At 66.1% G+C, this 20,321-nt stretch carries 26 protein-coding genes and 1 tRNA gene; 11 read left to right on the top strand and 16 right to left on the bottom strand.

From position 1 onward, the window contains the following. The first annotated feature begins 92 nt into the window (after window positions 1-92). A complete protein-coding gene (locus tag MRBLST15_RS08870) occupies window positions 93-1,283 on the top strand; it encodes a glycoside hydrolase family 18 protein (RefSeq protein ID WP_367785734.1) in 1,191 nt (396 codons plus the stop codon). A 102-nt stretch (window positions 1,284-1,385) separates the two neighbouring features. Next, window positions 1,386-1,778, top strand: coding sequence for a VOC family protein (locus tag MRBLST15_RS08865; RefSeq protein ID WP_265952199.1), 393 nt, complete (start codon window positions 1,386-1,388; stop codon window positions 1,776-1,778). Window positions 1,779-1,803: 25 nt separating this feature from the next. Here MRBLST15_RS08865 and MRBLST15_RS08860 read toward each other — a convergent pair whose 3' ends face one another. From MRBLST15_RS08860 to MRBLST15_RS08850, 3 genes are read right to left on the bottom strand one after another with little or no spacing between them, the layout of a single operon-like run. Next, on the bottom strand, window positions 1,804-3,363 hold the full coding sequence (locus MRBLST15_RS08860) for a PepSY-associated TM helix domain-containing protein (RefSeq protein ID WP_312705937.1): 1,560 nt from the start codon (window positions 3,361-3,363) through the stop codon (window positions 1,804-1,806). Window positions 3,364-3,373: 10 nt separating this feature from the next. Continuing rightward, window positions 3,374-3,637 (bottom strand): hypothetical protein, encoded by a 264-nt coding sequence (locus tag MRBLST15_RS08855; protein WP_312705938.1) that lies wholly within the window; start codon window positions 3,635-3,637, stop codon window positions 3,374-3,376. Further along, window positions 3,637-3,933, bottom strand: a complete 297-nt coding sequence (locus tag MRBLST15_RS08850; RefSeq protein ID WP_025876254.1) for a hypothetical protein — start codon at window positions 3,931-3,933, stop codon at window positions 3,637-3,639. The genes MRBLST15_RS08855 and MRBLST15_RS08850 overlap by 1 nt, the downstream gene beginning before the upstream one ends. 419 nt (window positions 3,934-4,352) lie before the next feature. On the opposite strand from MRBLST15_RS08850, the gene thrS reads away from it, so the two are divergent. From thrS to MRBLST15_RS08805, 9 genes are all read left to right on the top strand, one after another. Further along, window positions 4,353-6,254: a threonine--tRNA ligase gene (thrS, locus tag MRBLST15_RS08845; protein ID WP_312706054.1), complete on the top strand. Its 1,902-nt coding sequence runs from the start codon at window positions 4,353-4,355 to the stop codon at window positions 6,252-6,254. 49 nt (window positions 6,255-6,303) lie between these two features. Next, on the top strand, window positions 6,304-6,846 hold the full coding sequence (gene infC, locus MRBLST15_RS08840) for a translation initiation factor IF-3 (protein WP_089236282.1): 543 nt from the start codon (window positions 6,304-6,306) through the stop codon (window positions 6,844-6,846). Between the two features lie 274 nt (window positions 6,847-7,120). Continuing rightward, entirely contained in the window at window positions 7,121-7,318 is a 198-nt protein-coding gene (rpmI, locus tag MRBLST15_RS08835) for a 50S ribosomal protein L35 (protein ID WP_002811096.1), read from the top strand. Window positions 7,319-7,329: 11 nt separating this feature from the next. Beyond that, window positions 7,330-7,689, top strand: coding sequence for a 50S ribosomal protein L20 (gene rplT / locus MRBLST15_RS08830; protein ID WP_005410435.1), 360 nt, complete (start codon window positions 7,330-7,332; stop codon window positions 7,687-7,689). A gap of 194 nt (window positions 7,690-7,883) precedes the next feature. Then, the gene (gene pheS, locus MRBLST15_RS08825; RefSeq protein ID WP_367785733.1) at window positions 7,884-8,879 is read left to right on the top strand and encodes a phenylalanine--tRNA ligase subunit alpha; all 996 of its coding nucleotides are present in this window, start codon (window positions 7,884-7,886) and stop codon (window positions 8,877-8,879) included. Between the two features lie 86 nt (window positions 8,880-8,965). Beyond that, complete coding sequence (pheT, locus tag MRBLST15_RS08820; RefSeq protein WP_367785732.1) at window positions 8,966-11,362, top strand: phenylalanine--tRNA ligase subunit beta; 2,397 nt, start codon at window positions 8,966-8,968, stop codon at window positions 11,360-11,362. Window positions 11,363-11,389: 27 nt separating this feature from the next. Then, window positions 11,390-11,689: an integration host factor subunit alpha gene (locus tag MRBLST15_RS08815; RefSeq protein ID WP_005410432.1), complete on the top strand. Its 300-nt coding sequence runs from the start codon at window positions 11,390-11,392 to the stop codon at window positions 11,687-11,689. Then, a complete protein-coding gene (locus MRBLST15_RS08810; RefSeq protein ID WP_005410431.1) occupies window positions 11,670-12,026 on the top strand; it encodes a MerR family transcriptional regulator in 357 nt (118 codons plus the stop codon). Before MRBLST15_RS08815 ends, MRBLST15_RS08810 begins: the two co-directional genes overlap by 20 nt. A gap of 67 nt (window positions 12,027-12,093) precedes the next feature. After that, window positions 12,094-12,170, top strand: a tRNA-Pro gene (locus tag MRBLST15_RS08805). Window positions 12,171-12,252: 82 nt separating this feature from the next. On the opposite strand, the gene MRBLST15_RS08800 is transcribed toward MRBLST15_RS08805, so the two are convergent. The 13 genes from MRBLST15_RS08800 to bet are packed head-to-tail and all read right to left on the bottom strand — an operon-like array spanning window position 12,253 to window position 20,288. After that, window positions 12,253-13,350 carry a tyrosine-type recombinase/integrase gene (locus tag MRBLST15_RS08800; protein ID WP_367785731.1) on the bottom strand — a complete coding sequence of 366 codons (1,098 nt, stop codon included), beginning with the start codon at window positions 13,348-13,350 and terminating at the stop codon, window positions 12,253-12,255. A gap of 2 nt (window positions 13,351-13,352) precedes the next feature. Further along, window positions 13,353-13,550, bottom strand: coding sequence for a hypothetical protein (locus tag MRBLST15_RS08795; RefSeq protein ID WP_367785730.1), 198 nt, complete (start codon window positions 13,548-13,550; stop codon window positions 13,353-13,355). An 11-nt stretch (window positions 13,551-13,561) separates the two neighbouring features. Further along, window positions 13,562-15,016, bottom strand: a complete 1,455-nt coding sequence (locus MRBLST15_RS08790) for a DNA cytosine methyltransferase (RefSeq protein ID WP_367785729.1) — start codon at window positions 15,014-15,016, stop codon at window positions 13,562-13,564. Beyond that, window positions 15,016-15,165, bottom strand: a complete 150-nt coding sequence (locus MRBLST15_RS08785) for a hypothetical protein (RefSeq protein WP_367785728.1) — start codon at window positions 15,163-15,165, stop codon at window positions 15,016-15,018. The genes MRBLST15_RS08790 and MRBLST15_RS08785 overlap by 1 nt, the downstream gene beginning before the upstream one ends. Next, window positions 15,158-15,367 (bottom strand): hypothetical protein, encoded by a 210-nt coding sequence (locus MRBLST15_RS08780; protein WP_367785727.1) that lies wholly within the window; start codon window positions 15,365-15,367, stop codon window positions 15,158-15,160. The genes MRBLST15_RS08785 and MRBLST15_RS08780 overlap by 8 nt, the downstream gene beginning before the upstream one ends. Further along, window positions 15,364-16,380, bottom strand: a complete 1,017-nt coding sequence (locus MRBLST15_RS08775; RefSeq protein ID WP_367785726.1) for a hypothetical protein — start codon at window positions 16,378-16,380, stop codon at window positions 15,364-15,366. Before MRBLST15_RS08775 ends, MRBLST15_RS08780 begins: the two co-directional genes overlap by 4 nt. After that, on the bottom strand, window positions 16,377-16,625 hold the full coding sequence (locus MRBLST15_RS08770) for a hypothetical protein (protein ID WP_367785725.1): 249 nt from the start codon (window positions 16,623-16,625) through the stop codon (window positions 16,377-16,379). The genes MRBLST15_RS08775 and MRBLST15_RS08770 overlap by 4 nt, the downstream gene beginning before the upstream one ends. Next, complete coding sequence (locus tag MRBLST15_RS08765; RefSeq protein ID WP_367785724.1) at window positions 16,622-16,912, bottom strand: hypothetical protein; 291 nt, start codon at window positions 16,910-16,912, stop codon at window positions 16,622-16,624. The genes MRBLST15_RS08770 and MRBLST15_RS08765 overlap by 4 nt, the downstream gene beginning before the upstream one ends. After that, complete coding sequence (locus MRBLST15_RS08760; RefSeq protein WP_367785723.1) at window positions 16,909-17,214, bottom strand: hypothetical protein; 306 nt, start codon at window positions 17,212-17,214, stop codon at window positions 16,909-16,911. The genes MRBLST15_RS08765 and MRBLST15_RS08760 overlap by 4 nt, the downstream gene beginning before the upstream one ends. After that, a complete protein-coding gene (locus MRBLST15_RS08755) occupies window positions 17,211-17,432 on the bottom strand; it encodes a hypothetical protein (RefSeq protein WP_367785722.1) in 222 nt (73 codons plus the stop codon). The genes MRBLST15_RS08760 and MRBLST15_RS08755 overlap by 4 nt, the downstream gene beginning before the upstream one ends. Next, window positions 17,429-17,644, bottom strand: a complete 216-nt coding sequence (locus MRBLST15_RS08750; protein ID WP_367785721.1) for a hypothetical protein — start codon at window positions 17,642-17,644, stop codon at window positions 17,429-17,431. Before MRBLST15_RS08750 ends, MRBLST15_RS08755 begins: the two co-directional genes overlap by 4 nt. After that, the gene (locus MRBLST15_RS08745) at window positions 17,641-19,347 is read right to left on the bottom strand and encodes a lambda-exonuclease family protein (RefSeq protein WP_367785720.1); all 1,707 of its coding nucleotides are present in this window, start codon (window positions 19,345-19,347) and stop codon (window positions 17,641-17,643) included. The genes MRBLST15_RS08750 and MRBLST15_RS08745 overlap by 4 nt, the downstream gene beginning before the upstream one ends. Continuing rightward, window positions 19,344-20,288: a phage recombination protein Bet gene (gene bet / locus MRBLST15_RS08740; RefSeq protein WP_367785719.1), complete on the bottom strand. Its 945-nt coding sequence runs from the start codon at window positions 20,286-20,288 to the stop codon at window positions 19,344-19,346. The genes MRBLST15_RS08745 and bet overlap by 4 nt, the downstream gene beginning before the upstream one ends. Window positions 20,289-20,321: the final 33 nt, after the last annotated feature.

Here is a 20,321-nt window from a genome sequence, read left to right as displayed (position 1 = left end):
CGGCCACTGTCCAGCGGACGACTTGCACGGACATCCGCACGCTGGAGTGATCTGTTTGCTAACGTGGCTGCGCCTTCGACCCGGGAGTTTCCATGTTCCGCCAGACCATGGCCGTACTTGCAGTGCTGATCGCCAGCGCCCTGCCCAGTGCAGCGCAGGCAGCGCCGGCGCAACCACCGATTTTCGGTGCGTACTATCCCGGCGGTTCGGCCGAGCGTTATCCGGTATCGAGCATCCCAGCCGAACGACTCACCCATCTGTTCTATGCGTTTTCCACCATCGAGGACGGGCGCTGTGCGATCGGAGCCGAGGCGCCGGCCAACTTCGCCGCATTGGCCGAGCTCAAGCGCCGTCATCCGCATCTGCGCACGTTGATTTCGATCGGTGGCTGGGGCGCGGGCGGATTTTCCGACGCTGCGCTGACCGAGGCCAGCCGCAGGCGCCTGGTCGACTCGTGCATGGCGTTGTTCTTCGAGCGTCATGCCGGCAGCTTCGATGGTGTGGATATCGACTGGGAGTTCCCGGTCAGCGGTGGACCGAAGGAACTGGCGCACCGTCCGCAGGACCGTGCCAACCTGACCAAGCTTGCGCAGGCCTTCCGCGTGGCGCTGGATGCTCGCGGCAGGAAAGCGGGGCAGCCGATGCTGCTGACTGCGGCGCTGGCCGCGGGTCGCCTGCAGACCGACGGTCCGTACGATCCCGTCGCCAGCTACGATCTGCCGGCGCTGGCCAAGGTGTTCGATTTCATCAACTTGATGAGCTACGACATGGGCACCGGCTTCTCGTCGGTCTCGACGTTCAATGCCCCCCTGCATGAAGTGCCTTCCGACCCGTTGGCGCCGGAACTGCGGCGCTGGAACAACGTCGCCGGTGCGGTGCAGTACTACCGCGAGCACGGGGTACCGGCGGGCAAACTGGTGCTGGGCGTGCCGTTCTATGGGCGCGGTTTCAAGGTCACCGGCGAGTCGGCAGATGGCCTGTACCAGGCCTACAGCGCTCCGGCCGATGCCGGCGACTGGCGGGTGATCAAGGCGCGCTATCTCGACCAGCCGGGCTGGAACAAGCACTGGCAGCCGCAGGCGCAGAGCCCGTGGCTGTACAACCCGACCGAGAAGATCTTCATCAGCTATGAAGACCCGCGTTCGATCGGCCTGCGGGCGCAGTTCGCGCGCGAGCAGGGCCTGGCCGGTGTCTTCATGTGGGAGCTGACCGGTGACGACGAGCAGGCCAGCCTGCTCAACGCCATGCTGGCTCCTTGGCAGAAGGCCCGCGTTGGCGACTGACCGCTCCAACATGTTCAGCCAGTACGGGTTCGGCGGTTCCAGGCACGGCCTGCGGCCCGAAACCGCACATCTGCGCCACGCACGCAGCGCTAAGCTGCGTGCATGATCATCATCGACCGCTTGGACCATCTGGTTCTTACCGTTGCCGACATCGAACGCAGCTGTGACTTCTACCAGCGCGTGCTGGGCATGCAGGTCGTGCGCTTCGGCGCCGGTCGCGTCGCCCTGCAGTTCGGCCAGCAGAAGATCAACCTGCACCCGGCCAGCGCGCCGCTGCAGCCCCACGCGCTGCAGCCTACCCGCGGCAGTGCCGATCTATGCCTGATCACCTCGATGGGCATACAGGCGATGCTGGCCCACCTGCAGGCAGAGCAGGTGACGGTTGAAGAAGGGCCGGTGCCGCGTACGGGAGCGCTTGGGCCGATCGAGTCGGTGTACTTCCGTGATCCGGATGGGAACCTGATCGAAGTTGCACGCTACGTGGACGCCACGTAACCGCGCAGGCTGCGAGCAGGCCTGGTCAGTTTGCCCACACGCTGTTGGGGTCGCCCCTGCGGGCTCGCCGCTGGCTGGCCACCGCCAAGCGGGCAAAGCCGAACGCCATCGCCAGTGCCATCGCATCGATCCAGAACAACGGCCAGTGGCCGCGTGCGGCGGCCAACCACAACCAGTCACCGTTGAGGGCGCCGTGTACCACCGGCACCAGCGCGGTGCTGATCGCTGCGGCCCACAGCAGCTCGCGCGCCGCCTGTGCCGGGCGGCGCAGGGCTGCCCACAGCGCACACGCCGCCCAGGTCACGAAGCAGGCCCAGCGGATGCCGTGGTCGACCTGGGCAGGGGCGACCCGCTCCAGCACCAGTGCGGCGACGAAGGCCACCGAGATTGCCACGCACAGGCCGATGCAGACACCCACCGTGGCCCGCGCCATGTTGACGGCAGCGCGTGACTGCTGCGGCTGACGGCGCTTGCGGCGCGACTCGATCCACAGCAGGTTGCCCGAATAGAACAGGAAGGCGCCGCCGAGGCCGAGCAGGAAGTACAGCCAGACCACCACGCCGTTGCCGAACTCGCCGAAGTGCAGGGCATAGGCGGCGCTGAGCGTGGCGTGGTTGGCATCGCGTTGGCCGGGCAGCTGGCTGGCCAGCACGCGTCCGCTTTCGACATCCAGCGCAACAGCACCGAGCGGACCAAGCGTGCCGCTGGCCTCGCCGGTGATCTCGATGGTCGCGTTGGCATCACCGCCATTGGCCAGTTTCAGGTAGGCCGGTTCGAAGTTGGCCACCCCCTGCGCGCGCGCCACTTCCAGCGCCCGCGCGTGCAGTTCGCGCAGGCTGCCCGGTGCAGCCGGAATGCCACTGGCTTCGCGCAGCGGCGCGGTATCCATCGCCGTCGGTACCGCCTGCAGCGCCTTGCCGTCGTATATCAGGGGATTGAGCACGGCCATCTGCATGAACACCAGGCAGAGCAGGGCGCCGGTCACCGCGAACATCAGATGGAACGGCAGGCTGAGCACGCCGATCACGTTGTGCGCGTCCTGCCATTGCTGCTTCAGATTGCGGCCCGGGCGCAGCGCGAACAGATCGCCCAGCAGCTTGGGCAGGTGGATCACCAGACCGCTGAGCAGGGCCATGCCGTACAGCAGGCTGACGATGCCCATCACGTAGATGCCGGCCACCGGCAGGCCCAGGCTGTAATGCAGTTCATTGACCAGTTCGGCCAGCCCGGTCTGCGGTGGCGTCGGGCTGCCGCCGATCTGTCCCGGCCATGCGTAGCGCCAGCTGCCGTCCTCGGCCTGCCAGTAGGCCAGCGGCTGCGGATGATCGGCGCCCGGGAAGGTCATGCCGACGTGGCGGCGCGCTTCGGCGTGCGTAGCCAACACGTCGTCGAGCAGGTACTGGGCGTCATCCAGGCCGGCGGGCAATGCGGTTGCCGCGCCAGGCGTCTGCCACAGAGGAAGGTCGTGGTGGAACAGGGTCAACGCGCCGGCATAGAACGCCACGAACAACCCGAAACCGGCGACCAGGCCGACCCAGGTGTGCAGAGTGGTGAACGTGCGCAGCGTCTGTGAACTGAATTTCATGCGGTCGATCTCATTGCACCGCGCCGGTCAGGCGCAGCAGGCCGAGTACGGCGAAGCCGAGGGCCGCGCAACCGGCCAGGGTCAGCCAGGCGCGCAGCGGGCTGCGGAAGCTGAAGGCCCACAGCGCGGCCAGCATCCACAACGGGACGAACGCGATCAGGCTCGGTACCAGGGCCTTCTGCCAGGGACCCGGCGGCAGCCAGGCGACCAGGCCGGTCGCCGCGGCGGCAAGGAAGAAGCCGGCGACGATGCCGGCCAGCGCGCGCGACCACATCAGCGCGGCTCCACATCGGGGCGGTGCCATGCGGCCAGTGCCGGCAGCAGCATGGCGGCCAGCATCCAGGTGCACAGCATCGCCACCAGGCCGGCGGCAAAGCCCAGTTCTGCCATCCATAACCATAGCGCGGCAACGGCAGCGACCAGGCCGATCTGCCGGCCCAGGCGCCCGGCACGGCGCAGCCGTGGCCAGCGGCAGTGCGGGGAGGCGGCATAGAACGCCAGCGCGGAGAACATCGCTGACAGCATGCCCAGGCTGCAGAAGCCCAGGGTCGACAGGCCAACGGTGATCATCGGGGGCTCCGGGCCCGGCATATGGCCGGTGAACGCGGGGCACGGGCGGGACCGGCAGGCGCCGGTCGGGGCGGGTGGCGCATTGCAGGGTCCTGGGGGGAAGCGGGCAGGCTGGCACGGGGCCGGCTGCGCGGACATGGTAATCATTGCGTTTTCACGCCGCCAGCCACCGCCATTCAGGCACCGCTTGGGCTTTGTCCGCCGCTGGTTTAAGATCATGGGCAATCACTGCCTGGAACAAGGTGGCCCGCGCCCAGCGCCGGCCGAGCGTGCGACATGAGCACTACCACCGCCTACTGTTGACCTGCCCCGAAGGCCCTGTATTCCAGGCGCCCTCGCGGCGCTTTTTTTATTGCCCGGGCGTTGCCCCGGGAGCGCTTTCCAGCCCGCCACGACGGGCCCTGCATGAAGCCATTGCAATGATCACGATTACCCTTCCCGACGGCAGCCGCCGCGAATTCGAACATCCCGTCAGCGTCATGGACGTCGCCCAGTCGATCGGCGCCGGCCTGGCCAAGGCCACCATCGCCGGTTCGGTGGATGGCGTGCTGGTCGATGCCAGTGACGTCATCGACCACGACGCCTCCCTGCGCATCATCACCGCCAAGGACGAGGAGGGCGTGGAAATCATCCGCCACTCCAGCGCCCACCTGGTCGGCCACGCGGTCAAGCAGCTCTATCCCGATGTGAAGATGGTCATCGGCCCGGTGATCGCCGAGGGCTTCTACTACGACATCTATTCCGAGCGCCCGTTCACCCCCGAAGACATGGCGGCGATCGAAAAGCGCATGGGCGAGCTGATCGCGCAGGACTACGACGTCATCAAGAAAGTGACGCCACGTGCGGAAGTCATCGAGATCTTCAAGGCCCGTGGCGAGGACTACAAGCTGCGCCTGATCGAGGACATGTCGCCTGACATCCAGGCGATGGGCATGTACTACCACCAGGAATACGTGGACATGTGCCGCGGCCCGCACGTGCCGAACACGCGCTTCCTGAAGGCCTTCAAGCTGACCCGCATTTCCGGCGCCTATTGGCGCGGCGACGCGCAGAACGAGCAGCTCCAGCGTGTCTACGGCACCGCCTGGGCCGACAAGAAGCAGCTCGATGCGTACATCAAGCGCATCGAAGAAGCGGAGATGCGCGACCACCGTCGCATCGGCAAGCAGCAGGACCTGTTCCACCTGCAGGAAGAGGCCCCGGGCCTGGTGTTCTGGCACCCGAAGGGCTGGGCGCTGTGGCAGGTGGTCGAGCAGTACATGCGCAAGGTCTACCGCAGCACCGGCTACGGCGAAGTGCGCTGCCCGCAGATCCTGGACGTGTCGCTGTGGCAGAAATCGGGCCACTGGGACAACTACCAGGACGCGATGTTCTTCACCGAGTCGGAGAAGCGTACCTACGCGCTCAAGCCGATGAACTGCCCGGGCCACGTGCAGGTGTTCAACCAGGGGCTGCACAGCTACCGCGACCTGCCGATCCGCTATGGTGAGTTTGGCGCCTGCCACCGCAACGAGCCCTCCGGCGCGCTGCACGGCATCCTGCGCGTGCGTGGCTTCACCCAGGACGATGGTCACGTGTTCTGCACCGAAGACCAGGTCGAGGCGGAAGTGACCGCGTTCCACCAGCAGGCACTGGCGGTGTACAAGCACTTCGGCTTCGAGGAGATCCAGGTCAAGATCGCCCTGCGCCCCGAATCGCGCCTGGGCGATGACGCCACCTGGGACAAGGCGGAGGGCGCGCTGCGCTCGGCACTGTCCAGCTGCGGGGTGGAATGGCAGGAACTGCCGGGCGAGGGCGCCTTCTACGGCCCGAAGATCGAGTACCACCTGAAGGACGCCATCGGCCGCACCTGGCAGCTGGGCACCATGCAGGTCGATTTCATGATGCCCGGCCGTCTGGGCGCTGAATACGTGGACGAGAACAGCCAGAAGAAGCATCCGGTGATGCTGCACCGGGCCATCGTCGGCTCGATGGAGCGTTTCCTGGGCATCCTGATCGAGCACCATGCCGGCCAGTTCCCGGCCTGGCTGGCGCCGACCCAGGTGGTGGTGGCCAATATCACCGATGCGCAGGCTGAATACGTCTCTGCCGTGACCAAAAGCCTTGCGGATCAAGGCTTCCGCGTCAGCGCCGATTTGCGTAACGAGAAGATCGGCTATAAGATTCGCGAGCACACGCTGCAGCGCGTGCCGTACCTGCTGGTCATTGGTGACCGCGAGAAGGAAAACGGCGCTGTGGCGGTGCGTACGCGTTCTGGCGAAGATCTCGGCAGCATGAGCCTCCAGGCTTTCACCGAGCGGCTCCAGGCCGAGGGCGCGTAAACAAAGGTCCGGCCCGTGCGCATTGGCGCCCGGGCCGGGTTCGACACCCTTGGGAGATCGCAATATCAGTACCCCTGACAACAAACAGAACCGCAAGAATCAGGAAATCCGTGTGCCGCGCGTCCGCGTGATCGGCAGTGACGGAGAAATGATCGGCGTGTTGACGCGAGACGAAGCGTTGTCCATGGCCGAAGATGAAGGCCTGGACCTGGTCGAGATCCAGCCGCAGGCCGACCCGCCGGTGTGCAAGATCATGGACTTCGGCAAGTTCAAGTTCGAAGCCCAGAAGAAGGCCAGCGAGGCCAAGAAGAAGACCAAGCAGGTCGAGATCAAGGAAGTGAAGTTCCGTCCGGTTACGGACGAGGGCGACTACCAGATCAAGCTGCGCAAGATGCGCGGTTTCCTTGAAGAAGGCGACAAGATCAAGGTCAACATCCGTTTCCGTGGCCGTGAAATGAGCCACCAGGAACTGGGTCGCGAGATGGCCAGCCGGATCGAGGGTGATCTGGGCGAGGACATCGTCATCGAATCCCGTCCGCGCCTGGAAGGGCGTCAGATGGTGATGATGATCGCGCCGAAGAAGAAGACCTGAGGCCTGACGGGCTGCCTCGCGGGGCGCCTGGCGGCTGAATGGATGAAGGTGAAGGGGCGCCGCTGGCGTCCTTTTGCTTTTCCGGGTCCGGCGCAGCCGGTTTGCGGATGAAAAGCTGTATGGGGACTGGTTACAGGCCGATTTTGCCTGTATCATGCCCGGCTCGACCCACCCAGGACGGGTCGTACGCCGATCATGGCAGGACGGAAAGAGCGGCCCAGGCCGCCGCCAGATCAGTCAGAAACCAGGGTCATATCCCATCAAGGACATTGCAATGCCCAAGATCAAGACCAACCGGGCGGCGGCCAAGCGTTTCCGCAAGACCGCCTCGGGCAAGTACAAGTGCGGCCACGCCAACCGTAGCCACATCCTCACGAAGAAAGCGACCAAGCGTAAGCGTAACCTGCGTCAGACGAATCACGTCCGCGCAGAAGACGCAGGCCGTCTGGACCGCATGCTCCCTTACCTCTGAGGAACTGAAAAATGGCACGAGTTAAGCGTGGCGTACAGGCGCGTCGCCGCCACAAGAAAATTCTTGATCTGGCGAAGGGCTACTACAATGCCCGTCGCAAGGTCTTCCGCGTCGCCAAGCAGGCGGTCATCAAGGCACAGCAGTACGCCTACATCGGCCGTAAGCAGAAGAAGCGCAACTTCCGTTCGCTGTGGATCACCCGCATCAACGCGGCTGCCCGCATCAACGGCCTGAGCTACAGCCGTTTCATGAACGGCCTGCTGAAGGCTGGCATCACCCTGGACCGCAAGGTTCTGGCTGACATCGCCGTGCACGACGCAGCTGGCTTTGCTGCACTGGCCGAGAAGGCCAAGGGCGCACTGGCGGCATAAGTCCTTCCCGATGCCGTTGCCGTTCACGGAGAACGGTGTCAGGTAGAGGCAATGCATGGGGAAGGGCGCAAGTCCTTCCCCATTCTTTTTTGTGCCGGGCGCAGCTGTGCAGATGGCGGGCGACCGGCAAGCGGTGGCGACGGCGCGGCCCTTCGCGCATCGCGATGGCAGACCGACTGGAGTTCCGGCTACCCATGAGCGACATTCAATCCCTCACTTCCCAGGCGCTGGCCGACGTGGCCGCCGCGCAGAGCCCTGACGCGCTGGAGCAGCTGCGCGTGGCCCTGCTTGGCAAGAGCGGCAGCATCACCTCGCAGCTCAAGCAGCTCGGTGCGCTGCCGGCCGACGAGCGCAAGGCCGCCGGTGAAGCCATCAACCAGGCCCGCGATACGCTGAGCAGCGCGCTGGGCGAGCGCAAGGCGGTGCTGGAAGACGCTGCGCTGGACGCGCGCCTGTCCGCCGAGGCGATCGACATCACGCTGCCGGGCCGCAGCGGCGAACGCGCCGGCCTGCACCCGATCACCCGCACCCTCGAGCGCATCACCGGCATCTTCGGCCGGCTGGGCTATGAGTTGTCCGAAGGGCCGGAGATCGAGGACGACTGGCACAACTTCGAGGCGCTGAACTTCCCGCCGCACCATCCGGCGCGCGCCATGCATGACACCTTCTACTTCGGTGACGGTCGCCTGCTGCGCACGCATACCTCCGGTGTGCAGGTGCGCTACATGGGCGAACACCAGCCGCCGCTGCGCATGATCGCCGCCGGCAAGGTCTATCGCAGCGACAGCGACCAGACCCATTCGCCGATGTTCCACCAGGTCGAAGGCCTGCTGGTTGACGAACACTCGACCTTCGCCGATCTGAAGGGCACGTTGTCCGAGTTCGTGCGTGCGTTCTTCGAGCGTGATTTCGAGATGCGTTTCCGCCCCAGCTACTTCCCGTTCGTCGAACCCGGCGCGGAAGTGGACATCGCCTGGCAGCAGCCCGACGGCAGCACCCGCTGGCTGGAAGTGCTCGGCTGCGGCATGGTCCACCCGAATGTGCTGCGCAACGTCGGCATCGATCCGGAGCGCTACACCGGATTCGCCTTCGGCTTGGGCGTGGAGCGTTTTGCGATGCTGCGCTACGGCGTCAACGACCTGCGTGCGTTCTTCGAGAACGACGTGCGGTTCCTGAAGCAGTTCGCGTAAGCCACAACCATGTCGTGCCGGGCCATGCCCGGCTGCACTTGAATCCGAAGCCCAGGCGCATGCGCCGGGCCCACCAGGGTGACCCCATGAAATTCTCCGAAAACTGGCTGCGCAGCCACGTCCCGACCACTGCCTCGCGCGATGAGCTCAGCGCGGTGCTGACTGCCATCGGCCTGGAAGTGGAAGAGGTGACCGCGCTTGGCGATGGCCTGCAGCAGGTGGTCGTCGCGCGCATCGTCGAAGCCGAGCGCCATCCCGAAGCCGACCGCCTGCAGGTGTGCAAGGTTGATGCGGGACAGGCTGAGCTGCTGCAGATCGTCTGTGGTGCGCCGAATGCGCGCCCGGGCCTGGTCGCGCCGCTGGCGATGGTCGGTGCGCAGATCGGTGAATTGAAGATCAACCCGGCCAAGCTGCGCGGCGTCGAATCCAATGGCATGTTGTGCTCGGCCAAGGAGCTGGGCCTGGACAACGATGCCTCCGGCCTGCTGGAACTGCCGGACGACGCGCCGGTCGGGCAGACCCTGGTGGAGTACCTCGGACTGCCGGACGCCAGCATCGAGATCAAGCTGACCCCCAACCGCGCCGACTGCTTCAGCATCCGCGGCATCGCCTACGACGTTGCTGCAGCCACGCGCAGCGAAGTGCTGGATTTCATCGCAGAGCCGATCGCTGCCCACGGCAGCCGCGAGCTGGCAATCCAGCTCGATGCCGGTGCTGAAGCGCCGCGCTATCTCGGTCGTGTCATCGAAGGTGTCAACGCTGCGGCGAAGACTCCGCTGTGGATGGCCGAGCGCCTGCGCCGCAGTGGCGTGCGCCCGGTGTCGCTGCTGGTCGACATCACCCAGTACGTGATGCTCGAGCTGGGCCAGCCGATGCACGCCTACGATCTGGGCACCCTGCAGGGCACGATCGGTGTGCGTCGTTCGCGCGCCGGCGAAAGCCTGAAGCTGCTGGACGGTCGCGATGCTGCGTTGGACGACAGTTTCCTGGTGGTCACCGACGCCGATCGGGCCGTCGGCCTGGCCGGCCTGATGGGCGGCTTCGATACGCGCGTCACCGATGCCACCACCGCCGTGTTCCTGGAAGCGGCGCACTTCGCGCCGGCTGCGATCATGGGCCGTGGCCGCAAGCTGGGCCTGCACACCGATGCCGGTCACCGCTTCGAGCGTGGCGTCGACCCGGCGCTGCCGCGTACCGCCATCGAATACGCCACCCGCCTGGTGCTGGACCTGGCCGGCGGTACCCCGGCGCCGGTGACCGAGGCGGTGAACGCGGCCGATCTGCCGCAGCCGGCGACGATCCTGCTGCGCCGTGCACGCATCACCCGCGTGCTGGGCATCACCATCGAAGACGCCGAGGTCGAGCGCATCCTGCGCGCGCTGGGCATGCAGGTGGTGGTCGCTGGCGAAGGCTGGCAGGTCACCGCGCCGAGCCGCCGCTTCGACATCGCCATCGAAGAGGACCTGATCGAGGAACTGGCCCGCATCCACGGTTACGAGCAGATTCCGACCACGCTGCCGGGCGGTGCCTCGCGCGTGGCGATGCCGACCGAGACCCAGCTGGACACGCTCAGCGTGCGCCGCCAACTGGTTGCCCGCGACCTGCAGGAAACCGTCAATTTCGCCTTCGTCGACGACGCACTGCTGAGCCAGTGGCAGCTGCGCGACAACCTGGTGCCGCTGGCCAACCCGCTGTCGGCCGAGCTGGCGGTGATGCGTCCGGCGCTGCTGCCGGGCCTGGTCGCCACCCTGGGCCGCAATGCCGCCCGCCAGCTGGGCCGCGTGCGCCTGTTCGAAATCGGCCGGGTGTTCGCCCAGCAGGCCAGTGACGCGTCGCTCGGCGAAAGCCGGCCGGCGCCGCTGGAAACCTCGCGCGTGGCCGCTGCGGTCTGCGGTGACGCGCAGGCAGTGCAGTGGGGCCTGCCGACCCGCAAGGTCGATTTCCATGACCTGAAGGGTGACCTGGAATCGCTGGCCGCTGCCAGTGGCGCGGTCCTGGAGTTCCGCCCGTCCACCCGTGCCTACGGCCATCCGGTGCGTTCGGCCGAGGTCTTCCGCGACGGCGTGGCCATCGGCTGGATCGGTCAGATCCACCCGCGCCTGGCCAAGGCGATGGACATCGGCGTGGACGTGTACGCCTTCGAGCTGGATCTGGAAGCGCTGTCGGCCCGTGCGCTGCCGCGCGCCGGTGAACTGTCGCGCTACCCGGCGGTGCGCCGCGACCTGGCCTTCCTGGTGCCTGAACAGGTCACCTGGAGTGACCTGGCCGCGACCATCCGCCAGGCGGCCGGCCCGTTGCTGCGCGAGCTGAACCTGTTCGACCGCTACGTCGGCCAGGGCGTCGAGCCGGGATTCAAGAGTCTCGCTATGGGCTTGATTTTGCAGGACAAGTCGCGCACTCTGACGGACCGCGACGTGGAAGCGGTAGTGGCCGAGGCGGTCACTGCCATCGAGCGTGAACACCACGCCCGGATCCGCGGCTGAGCGGGCAGCACTCGGGGGTAGCAGGCAATGGCATTGACCAAGGCGGAGATGGCGGAAAAGCTGTTCGACGAAGTCGGTCTGAACAAGCGGGAAGCCAAGGAATTCGTCGACGCGTTCTTCGATGTGCTGCGTGAAGCATTGGAACAGGGACGTCAGGTGAAGCTGTCGGGCTTTGGCAATTTCGACCTGCGGCGCAAGAACCAGCGCCCGGGTCGCAACCCCAAGACCGGCGAGGAAATTCCGATTTCCGCCCGTACGGTGGTCACCTTCCGTCCGGGCCAGAAGCTCAAGGAGAGGGTGGAAGCTTATGCTGGATCCGGGCAGTAACCGCGAACTTCCGCCGATTCCGGCCAAGCGCTACTTCACCATCGGTGAAGTCAGCGAACTGTGCGACGTCAAGCCGCACGTGCTGCGCTACTGGGAAACCGAGTTTCCCAGTCTCGAGCCAGCCAAGCGCCGTGGCAATCGTCGTTACTACCAGCGCCACGACGTGCTGATGGTGCGGCAGATCCGCAGCCTCTTGTACGAACAGGGCTACACCATCGGTGGCGCGCGCCTGCGCCTGGATGGTCCGGATGCACGCGAGGAATCGGCCTTGAGCAACCAGATCATCAAGCAGGTGCGGATGGAACTGGAAGAAGTGCTGCAACTGCTGCGTCGCTGACCCATTTCCGCCGTAATCCGCTATACTTCACGGCCCGCCGCACTGGCGGGAACATCGCAGCATCAGTCGGGGCGTAGCGCAGCCTGGTAGCGCATCTGCCTGGGGGGCAGAGGGTCGTCGGTTCGAATCCGGCCGTCCCGACCAATAGCTGAGATAGAACAAGGGCTTGCGCCATTCGGTGCAGGCCCTTTTTCGTTGTGCACCCTATTACCACCCTATCGCCACCCTATCGAGGTAGCGCGATACCCGTGGTGACCGGCTGCCACGGCGCTTCGTGGCCACCCAGGTAATGCTCGGTCATCGACGCGTTGCCGTGTCCCATCAGCGCTTGAATCTGTTCCGTGGTCCAACCGGCATCGCGCAGCAGCGCACCGCCAAGACTGCGGATTTCATGGAAGGTTGGCGGCGCATCGCCACCCACGCCGGCAGCATCACGCGCCTTTGCGAACGCACGCGACAGCTGCTCGGGCAGCACCTGCGTGTGGTGCGCTCGGTCCTTCGCGCGCTTGTCGCTGGGCCTGGCCTTCTCCGGCAGGCGGTGGATCACGAACGGCGAAACCACGTCATCGCGGCACCTGGCCAGCAGGTCGAGCAGCGGGCCGGCCACGGCGATCTGTAGTCGAACGTTCGTCGAGCCCTCGGTTTTCGATGGCACCACCCACAGGTGTCCATCGCGCACGTCGGCGAACTTCACCGTCACCACGTCCTCGCGCCGCAGCAGCGTCACCAGCGACAGGTCCATGGCGTTGCGCAGCCATGGCGCGGCCTGATCCCATATCCCCCGGTAGACGTCCAGCGTCAGGCGCACGCGCTTCCGCTCGTGCTGGAATCGGCGAGTCGCTAGGGCGGGGTTGGTGTCGATCCAACCTTCCTCCACGGCGCAGGCCAGGATCCAGCCCAGCACCAACCGGAACTGCTGGCGCGCGCGGTCGGATTCGGTGACCTCGCGGATAAAGGTCGCGCAGACCTTCACCGTGACGTCGGCCACCGGCGTCTGCCCCAGCTTCGTCTCGATGCGGCGAATCACGCTCTCGTAGACCTCGGCCGTCTTGGGTGCCCACTTCCGGCCGGGCACGTCATCGCGGCGGAACACCACGATCGCATCGGCCACAGTCTCGCCGGGCGTGATGACCCTGGCCACCAGGTCGTCGGTAGGGATCAGCAGTGCGTTGAGCTTCTTCGCCGCAGCGAACGCACGCGCCTGGTCGGTCCCCATCCACGTCTCTTTCTTCGTCACCGGGTGCCTGTATTTGAACCCGTCCCGGTTGGGGTACAGGTTGGCCGGCCATCCCTGCCGGCTCTTGCTTCGCGGTCTCGGTGCCATTTCTATGCTGCCTGCAGAACCCGGGCGACAAGATCATCACCGCCGGCGAGCCATTCGTGTTCGTCGATATACCAGGCGCCGCCGACCTTGCGGCCGGGCAGCTTGCCCTCGCGCAGCAGCCGCTGCAGCACCTGCGTGGAAGGCCGGCTGCCTTCTTCGAAATAGCGTTCCAGCCAACGCTCGGCCGTCATCAGTTGCATGTTGTCCTCCTTCAGTTCGTGGCCAGCGCAGCGCGGAGCTGCTCGGTGGCCTGGTTTGCGGCGTCGCGCAGGCGCTGGATCTCGGTGGATCGGTCGTGCGCGTGTTGGATCTGCTGGCCGATCCAGTGGATGACCGGCACGGCGAAGCTGTTGCCGAGCATCCGGTAGCGTGGTCCGTCGGCCATCATGGGACCGCCATCCGTTCCGCCTGAGTGGCGCTGCAGGTAGTCGGCATAGTGCGAATCAGGCTCGTTCTTCCGCTGCTTGCGGGGCTTGCCAAGCTTCGGCACCAGCGTCCAATCATCCGGCGCGCCCTGCAGGCGCTCGCACTCTCGCGGGGTGAGGCGGCGGACGCTCATTCCAGGGAAGGCGACTGCGACCTGGCCACCTGCGTTCGGATGGCTGGCCTGGTGCCCCATGGCACGAAGAGTCGGGGCAACCTGGTCGCTCACGCTTCGGGCTGGGTCGCTGTCCTTGCAGCCAAACGCCAGATAGGTCGTTTGCTTCATTCCTGGCTGTGCGGCGAGAGCTCCCGCTACGGCCACCTCGCGAACTTCATCACGTTGGTTCTGCGCAAAGGCGACTGGCACCAGTGGCGTACCGCGCCCAGTCCCATCCTCACTTGCGTCAAAGCCCTCAGCACGCAGAGTGTGCGCGACCGCCGGGATCAGAAGACCAGCATGTGCATCCTGTTGTGTGGCGCTACCTGCGGCCTTCGGGTTTGCGCTCAACGTGCCAGCGACTAAGCCGCCCTGGCACTCGAAGTCGGTTCCGAGTCCGCCGCCGCCTTGAGTGCGCGCGCTAAGGGTGCCGGTAACGCTTTCCCCCTGGTCGCGGCTCGGCGCAGAATCCCCGCGCATGCCGTCGCGCTCAAGAAGTACCGGGCCTCGATCTGACCAGTTTCCAGAATCGAGGACAGAGAACACGCGGCGGCGCCGCTGCGCCACTCCGAACCATTGCGCGTCAAGGACGGACCATTCGACGAGGCCGTTGTCACCCAGCGCAACGCCTTCGGATCCCCAGCCACCTGCGGGGACAGGGAGCTCGGATCCTGCCATTGCACCAACCACGACAGCAAAGTCTCGCCCCTGGTTGCTGCTGAATGCTCCTGGGACGTTTTCCCATACGAGCCAACGGGCTCCGCAAAAATGTCGAGCTGCATTGAAGATCCTCATCTGGTGGTGGAACAGGCTGGAGCGCGCACCGGCGAGGCCAGCGCGGCGCCCGGCAACCGACAGGTCCTGGCACGGACTACCGCCGATCACCACGTCGATCCGACCAAGGCTGGCGATCTGTGCGTCGGTGATGGCCGTGACGTCGCCGAGGTTCGGCACGTCGGGCAACCGGTGGCGGAGCAGGGCGCACGGCGCCGGTTCGATCTCGGAGACGCCTACGCATTCCCAGCCAATCGGGGCCCAGGCCAGGTGCGCGGCCTCCATGCCGGAGAACAGGGACAGGTAGCGCATCAGGCAACCGCCTTGCGCCAGCACCAGCGCAGCCCTGCGCGCGCGGCGCGGAATGCCTGCATCGCCAGCCAGAGGGCGCTGAGCGTCAGCAGGAACCCGGCCAGGGCGAACACGTGGACCATTGCAGCGGTGAGCAGCTGGTCAGCCATTGCCGCCTTCCTTCTGCAGTTGTCGCAGCAGCCGGCACAGCTCGGGCACAGCCCTCGGGTTGATGACGATGTGCCTACCTTCCTGCTCCAGGACGATCATTCCGCCACCGTCCACTGATGCCCCGATGGCTACCTCGTTGAATCCGTTCTCGTCCGTGGGCTGGAACAGCACGTGCGGGTTGTTGGAGAGTTTGGTGATCATTTGCCCACCGCCTGGCGGTCGAGCAGGGCCGGCTGGCTCGGGTGCGGAGTCCAGTGCGTGTGATAGCCGGGCCAGTCGCTGTCGTTTGGCGTGCCACACCAAGCGGGCTCGCCGGCCCATTCCCTGCCGCACCAAGCCCACCAGAGTACGTTCCCATCGTCTTCGTGCCATTCGGCCAGAACACGTGCAATCAGGGGCAGCGACTTGCTCAGGTCCACGACCGGCGCGGGCGCCGAACCGGCCCACACCAGATCAACGGACCGGCCATCATTGTCGAGCCAGTCGTTTATACGGGACTCGACGTTTTCGCGGACGCCGACGCCTCCGTTGCCGTCATCGGTCGATTGCCCGAAATGAACGAATCCATCGTCATCAACTGCAAGCCAGAATCCATCTGCGGCCACGGCCTGCGCGGACTGCTGCGCGGTCGGGGCGGCGTAGAGCGGGCGGACTGCCGCAAGCTGCATGCCTTTCGGAGCGACAGGCGTAAACTCGGGGCCGACGTGTGCCACAGCGTCACGTTTGCCCATGCCCGTGAACGTGTACTCGTGGGCCACCGGCTCCCCCACCGGCTGACGGGCGGCGAGGGCTGCGGCAATCTCGTCCACGTCGCTATGAAGCAGAGGGCGGCCAAGTGAGACGGCTGCGCGCAAATCTTGGATCAAGCCGGACGCATCCTGACCACCCGGGGAGGGCTGGGCGGAGAGGGACTCAGCTGCCGCGAGGGCGCGCGACAGCCAGCGGATGCGGTCCTTGGCGGCGGTCAGGTAGGCGATTGCGGGGGTGGCGCCGCCGACGAGATCGGCCATGGTCTGCCGCTCGTTGCCGTGCATGAACACCGCATTCGCCAGCTCGTCGTCGGTCAGGTCGCCCATGACCAGCGCAGCGCGCTCGCAGTCGTAGCGCGTTCCATGCGGGTCCGGCTCACCAGATGCTGCCCAGCGAGAGCCGGGTGTGCCCAACTGCACGCATCCGCCGTGCTTCACGGTCGCCAGGGTCTTGTCGTTGCTCATGCTGATTCTCCTTTGACGCGGGCGAGGGCGGCGATAGCTTCATCCCAGCCGTTATTCATTGAACTGGCAGAATCAGTGAGACGATCAACGGCCCCTATCAGCTCGGCGACTGCTTCGCGGGCAGCTTCGGTCTGCTCAATCTCGTAGCCGGCCAAGTCTTCCTGGCCGCTCAGGTAGTGGGCTAGGTCATCGAAAAACGCCAGCACATCGACAGCCAGGGTGGCGGGGGTCTTGTCGGTGGTCATGCAACCTCCTGCAGTTGGGAGGCCTGTTCGGCCTCGATCAGGGCATAGCCGATGGCCTCGACCTTCTCGCGCAGCTGGCGGCGTGCGATCAGCAGCTGCAGCGCGATGTGCCGGCGGTGGTCGGTGAGGGAGAACGACAGCGTGCTGATGTGCAGCGCCCCGCGCAGGTCGCGGCGGAACAAGCGGTAGGTGAGGGCGTGGCCTCCCATGACCTTGTCGATGGACCTGCCCCAGGCGAAGCCCTCGGTGCGCTTCGGCATGCGGCGCTCGTAGCGGTGGTGGGTCATGCCTGTTCACCCCAACGCACGTACAGCCACACGTCCACGAACTGGCCGCAGCTGGAGCCGATATCGGCCTTGTACCCAAGGTCGCGCAGTTCTTTGAGGATCGCCTTGCACAGCGCCGGGTAGTTGTCTTCGGCGGTATAGCAGGAGCCGTCGCCGAAGCCGTACTCGCGGGTGATGTACTCGCGCTTCCCGTTCTCGGCAGCGGCCCTGATCCCTTTCAGGATGGTCTCAACAGCGAAGGTCGGATCCTTCGAGCGGGTGATGTTCTCGGCCATCGCGGCCGTCAAACGTTCCGTGGTCATGCGTGGCTCCTGAAAGGCTCGCGCCGCACTGGACCGAACCAGGTGCAAGCTGCGTTGTTGAGGCGGACCTGCAGCGGATCAGCGCGCAGGGGTTTCAGCGGGTCGTGCAGGCGGCGCTCGGTGTTCCGGCAGGGCGCGCACGCGGCGGTGGCCTTGCCGTTGACCAGCGGGAAGAACCGCAGCGGCAGCCGGGCCTGGCACTTCGTGCAGGTCTTCATGCCGGCGGGTCCCCGCGCAGGCCGGCCCAGGTCAACGGGAACGGGCCCAGCTTCAGCCGAGCCGCGGCCTGCTTCTTCGTCAGGCCCAGCGCCTCGGCCACTTCCATGGTGGTGACGCGCTTACCCTCGATCACGTGGTCGAACTGGCGGGCGCGGTTGCTGCCGCCGCGCTTCGTGCCGACGTGGGGATAGTCGTAGTTGAGGCCCCTCATGCCGCCACCTGGTGGTGATCGCCAGCGCGCAGGCTCTGCGGAAGCGGGCGCTGCAGGCTGCGGATCATGGCGGTGCGCATGGCGTCGACCTGATCGGCGTCGTAGAGCTTCGATCCGCGTTCAGTGGCCACCGGCTCGAAGCCCAGCTGCCGCAGGCCCTCAGCGTCGATCTTCAGCGGTGCGATCAGATCCACGACCTGGCCCAGCTTGATCCGGACGATCTGCCGCGGCGCTGCACCTGCCGCCGGCGCGCTGGCAACGGTGGGAGGCTCGGCCTGCGTCGGTACTGCTTCCGCAACCGGCACCTGCTGGACCTGTGCCGCCTGGGCTGCAGCCGCCGCTTCCTGTGCCTTGGCCTGCTCCTGCTCGCGGATCTTCTCGCGCTCAGCGTCCAGCCGCGCCTGCTCGGCCTGCTGGTGCTCGGCGATGCGTGCCGCGACCAGGTTGCGCAGATCCTCCGGCGCCTTGCTTGCGCACAGCTGCACGCGGTCGGCGAACAGCGTCGCGTGCTCGGCATGGCCAGCAAGGATGGCCACGTTCGCGCGGATCCGATCGGCGTACTGGCTGGCGTCGATCTTGGCGTTGGCGACCACCACGTCCACGGCTTCCTGCATGCTGGCGAAGGAGCGCTTGCCCTTCATCGCCTCGCCGATGTCAGCGACCAGCGTGGTCGGCATCGGGATGGCGTGCTCGCCCAGCGTCTCGTTGATGGCCAACACGTGCTGCTGCACCGCGCGGCGGGCGGCATTGCCGATCTCGGTCCGGCGCTCGTCCTTGCGGGTCTTGACGCGCTTCTCCAGCGCCAGCCGCTTCGACCGCGCTTCCTCGGCGATCGCATCGATGGTGCGGAACAGCAGGTCGATGCTCTCGGTCTGGCTGAGGGCGTGCTGCTTGGCGGCCTTCAACTGCTCCTCGATGCTGCCGCACCACTTCACGGTGGTCTCGGCATCGGCGAAGTCCTGATCGGTGACCAACTCGGTGCTGATGCCCTGGAACACGGCGATGGCCTGTTCCTTCCACTCGGCCAGGTTCGAAGCGGTGACCATGCCAGTCACCTCGATGCGCAAGGCCGGCATCTGGTCGGGCGCGCGGCCGGCAGCCACGGGCGCAGCCGCTGGCGCTGGCTCATAGGCGGAAACGTCGGCCTCAAACTGGGCCCAGCCGGCAAGGATCTTGGCGCGCAGCTCGGGATTCGGGATGTACCAGCAGTGGCGCTCCTCGACCAGCTCGTCGCCCGACCACTTCGACGCCATGAACAGCACGCGCTCGGCGCCGCTGACCATGGCCTGATGTTCCATCTGCACCTGGTAGGGCAGCGGCAGGTCATCATTCCCGTCGTGCATGGCCAGCCGCAGGTCCTCGTTGAGCGACTTGTGCTCGAACGCGGTGTCCTCCAGCAGCGTCAGGCCGTCGAAACTGGCTGAGAATTTGCCGTCCACGCCAACGCATGGGTACAGCTCCTCCCCGATGATGGTCTCGGCCAGCGGCCTTGCCAGGTCTTCGAAGCGGTGGCCGTCGGCGAAGCGCTGCAGGGTCGCAGCGTCGTGCTCGACCACCACACCGGTGGCGAACTCGCGCACGAGCTGGGTGCGGGTCTTGTAAGGGCTGCAGCCCATCATTGCCGGCGCATCGCTGGCGTTGAAGTGGGCGGCGCGGTGGGCATGCCATTCCGGGGTGCCCTGGATCAGTTCCACGGTCTTCATGCGCGCTCTCCTTCGCCCGGCGCATCCCAGTCGATGGGGCCGGTGTCTTCGCTGGTGCTGGTGGTGGTCGAGGCGGCATCGGTGGCATCAGTGGCGATGTCGTCCATCTGTTCGTAATCCTCGATGGCGATCATCTGCTCCTCGGTCAGGGAGCCCTTCGTCTTGACCATGTTGATGATCTGGCTGGCCGTCTTTTTGCCAGCGGCGATCAGTGCGCCCCAGGCCGGCAGGTTCTCCTTGAACTTGTCGGCCGGATAGGGCGGCAGCTCGCGAGGCAGCTGCTGCTGCGGCTCCTGCCGAACCTGCGCGGCTTCGCCCTCGATAACGCGGCCTTCCATCTCCTCTGCGGTCGGCTGGGCGCCCACCGCTTCCGGGAAGGCCTTTCGCAGGGCCAACGCTTCAGCGCACTTCTCCAGCTGCCCGAAGGGGCGCTTCTTCCACATGGCATTCGGTGCATCGCTGTCGCGCTTGGCGGTCGCGTAGCTCTCCAGCCAGTAGGCCTTTGCCGAGTAGCGCACGGGGTTCCCGTTCACCAGGCGGTAGACGGAAACGCTGCACCATTCCGGGTAGCGAACACGCACGCCGTTGAGGGTGTCTTCGATGGTCGGGCCGAACGTGGCTTCATCCTGGCCTGCGTACTCGCCGGTCCGGTGCGCCTTGGTCCGGTACAGCTCGATGCCCGGCATGATCACGTCGCGCATGCCTGCCGGGCTGATGACCCGGGTTCCCTGCTTCTTCTCGGGAACCCACATGGGCACGATGTGCACGGGCTTGGTCATCGGGTCCAAGCCACCGGCGCGGCAGTAGGCCAGCACCATGTCCACGGAATCATCGGTGGCGCCCGGGTACAGACTGGTCTTCAGGGCAGTGCGAATGGCTTCGGCCTGCTCGGCCGTCACCAGCTCCCCGCCGCGCGGCTTCATGGGTGCGATGTTGCTCATTGAATGCTCCGGCCGGCATGGCCGGCGATGTGG

This window comes from Stenotrophomonas sp. LST15-1-1.1, assembly GCF_040815575.1.
GTDB lineage: Bacteria > Pseudomonadota > Gammaproteobacteria > Xanthomonadales > Xanthomonadaceae > Stenotrophomonas > Stenotrophomonas lactitubi_B.
The sequence above is the reverse complement of the archived record's forward strand: the minus strand, read 5'-3'. Positions and strand labels throughout refer to the sequence as shown.

Bases quoted from the DNA above. Each gene is read 5' to 3' on its own strand.
- MRBLST15_RS08870 (WP_367785734.1), top strand. From the start codon at position 93: ATGTTCCGCCAGACCATGGCCGTACTTGCAGTGCTGATCGCCAGCGCC.
- MRBLST15_RS08865 (WP_265952199.1), top strand. From the start codon at position 1,386: ATGATCATCATCGACCGCTTGGACCATCTGGTTCTTACCGTTGCCGAC.
- MRBLST15_RS08860 (WP_312705937.1), bottom strand. From the start codon at position 3,363: ATGAAATTCAGTTCACAGACGCTGCGCACGTTCACCACTCTGCACACC.
- MRBLST15_RS08855 (WP_312705938.1), bottom strand. From the start codon at position 3,637: ATGTGGTCGCGCGCGCTGGCCGGCATCGTCGCCGGCTTCTTCCTTGCC.
- MRBLST15_RS08850 (WP_025876254.1), bottom strand. From the start codon at position 3,933: ATGATCACCGTTGGCCTGTCGACCCTGGGCTTCTGCAGCCTGGGCATG.
- thrS (WP_312706054.1), top strand. From the start codon at position 4,353: ATGATCACGATTACCCTTCCCGACGGCAGCCGCCGCGAATTCGAACAT.
- rpmI (WP_002811096.1), top strand. From the start codon at position 7,121: ATGCCCAAGATCAAGACCAACCGGGCGGCGGCCAAGCGTTTCCGCAAG.
- rplT (WP_005410435.1), top strand. From the start codon at position 7,330: ATGGCACGAGTTAAGCGTGGCGTACAGGCGCGTCGCCGCCACAAGAAA.
- pheS (WP_367785733.1), top strand. From the start codon at position 7,884: ATGAGCGACATTCAATCCCTCACTTCCCAGGCGCTGGCCGACGTGGCC.
- pheT (WP_367785732.1), top strand. From the start codon at position 8,966: ATGAAATTCTCCGAAAACTGGCTGCGCAGCCACGTCCCGACCACTGCC.
- MRBLST15_RS08815 (WP_005410432.1), top strand. From the start codon at position 11,390: ATGGCATTGACCAAGGCGGAGATGGCGGAAAAGCTGTTCGACGAAGTC.
- MRBLST15_RS08810 (WP_005410431.1), top strand. From the start codon at position 11,670: ATGCTGGATCCGGGCAGTAACCGCGAACTTCCGCCGATTCCGGCCAAG.
- MRBLST15_RS08800 (WP_367785731.1), bottom strand. From the start codon at position 13,350: ATGGCACCGAGACCGCGAAGCAAGAGCCGGCAGGGATGGCCGGCCAAC.
- MRBLST15_RS08795 (WP_367785730.1), bottom strand. From the start codon at position 13,550: ATGCAACTGATGACGGCCGAGCGTTGGCTGGAACGCTATTTCGAAGAA.
- MRBLST15_RS08790 (WP_367785729.1), bottom strand. From the start codon at position 15,016: ATGCGCTACCTGTCCCTGTTCTCCGGCATGGAGGCCGCGCACCTGGCC.
- MRBLST15_RS08785 (WP_367785728.1), bottom strand. From the start codon at position 15,165: ATGGCTGACCAGCTGCTCACCGCTGCAATGGTCCACGTGTTCGCCCTG.
- MRBLST15_RS08780 (WP_367785727.1), bottom strand. From the start codon at position 15,367: ATGATCACCAAACTCTCCAACAACCCGCACGTGCTGTTCCAGCCCACG.
- MRBLST15_RS08775 (WP_367785726.1), bottom strand. From the start codon at position 16,380: ATGAGCAACGACAAGACCCTGGCGACCGTGAAGCACGGCGGATGCGTG.
- MRBLST15_RS08770 (WP_367785725.1), bottom strand. From the start codon at position 16,625: ATGACCACCGACAAGACCCCCGCCACCCTGGCTGTCGATGTGCTGGCG.
- MRBLST15_RS08765 (WP_367785724.1), bottom strand. From the start codon at position 16,912: ATGACCCACCACCGCTACGAGCGCCGCATGCCGAAGCGCACCGAGGGC.
- MRBLST15_RS08760 (WP_367785723.1), bottom strand. From the start codon at position 17,214: ATGACCACGGAACGTTTGACGGCCGCGATGGCCGAGAACATCACCCGC.
- MRBLST15_RS08755 (WP_367785722.1), bottom strand. From the start codon at position 17,432: ATGAAGACCTGCACGAAGTGCCAGGCCCGGCTGCCGCTGCGGTTCTTC.
- MRBLST15_RS08750 (WP_367785721.1), bottom strand. From the start codon at position 17,644: ATGAGGGGCCTCAACTACGACTATCCCCACGTCGGCACGAAGCGCGGC.
- MRBLST15_RS08745 (WP_367785720.1), bottom strand. From the start codon at position 19,347: ATGAAGACCGTGGAACTGATCCAGGGCACCCCGGAATGGCATGCCCAC.
- bet (WP_367785719.1), bottom strand. From the start codon at position 20,288: ATGAGCAACATCGCACCCATGAAGCCGCGCGGCGGGGAGCTGGTGACG.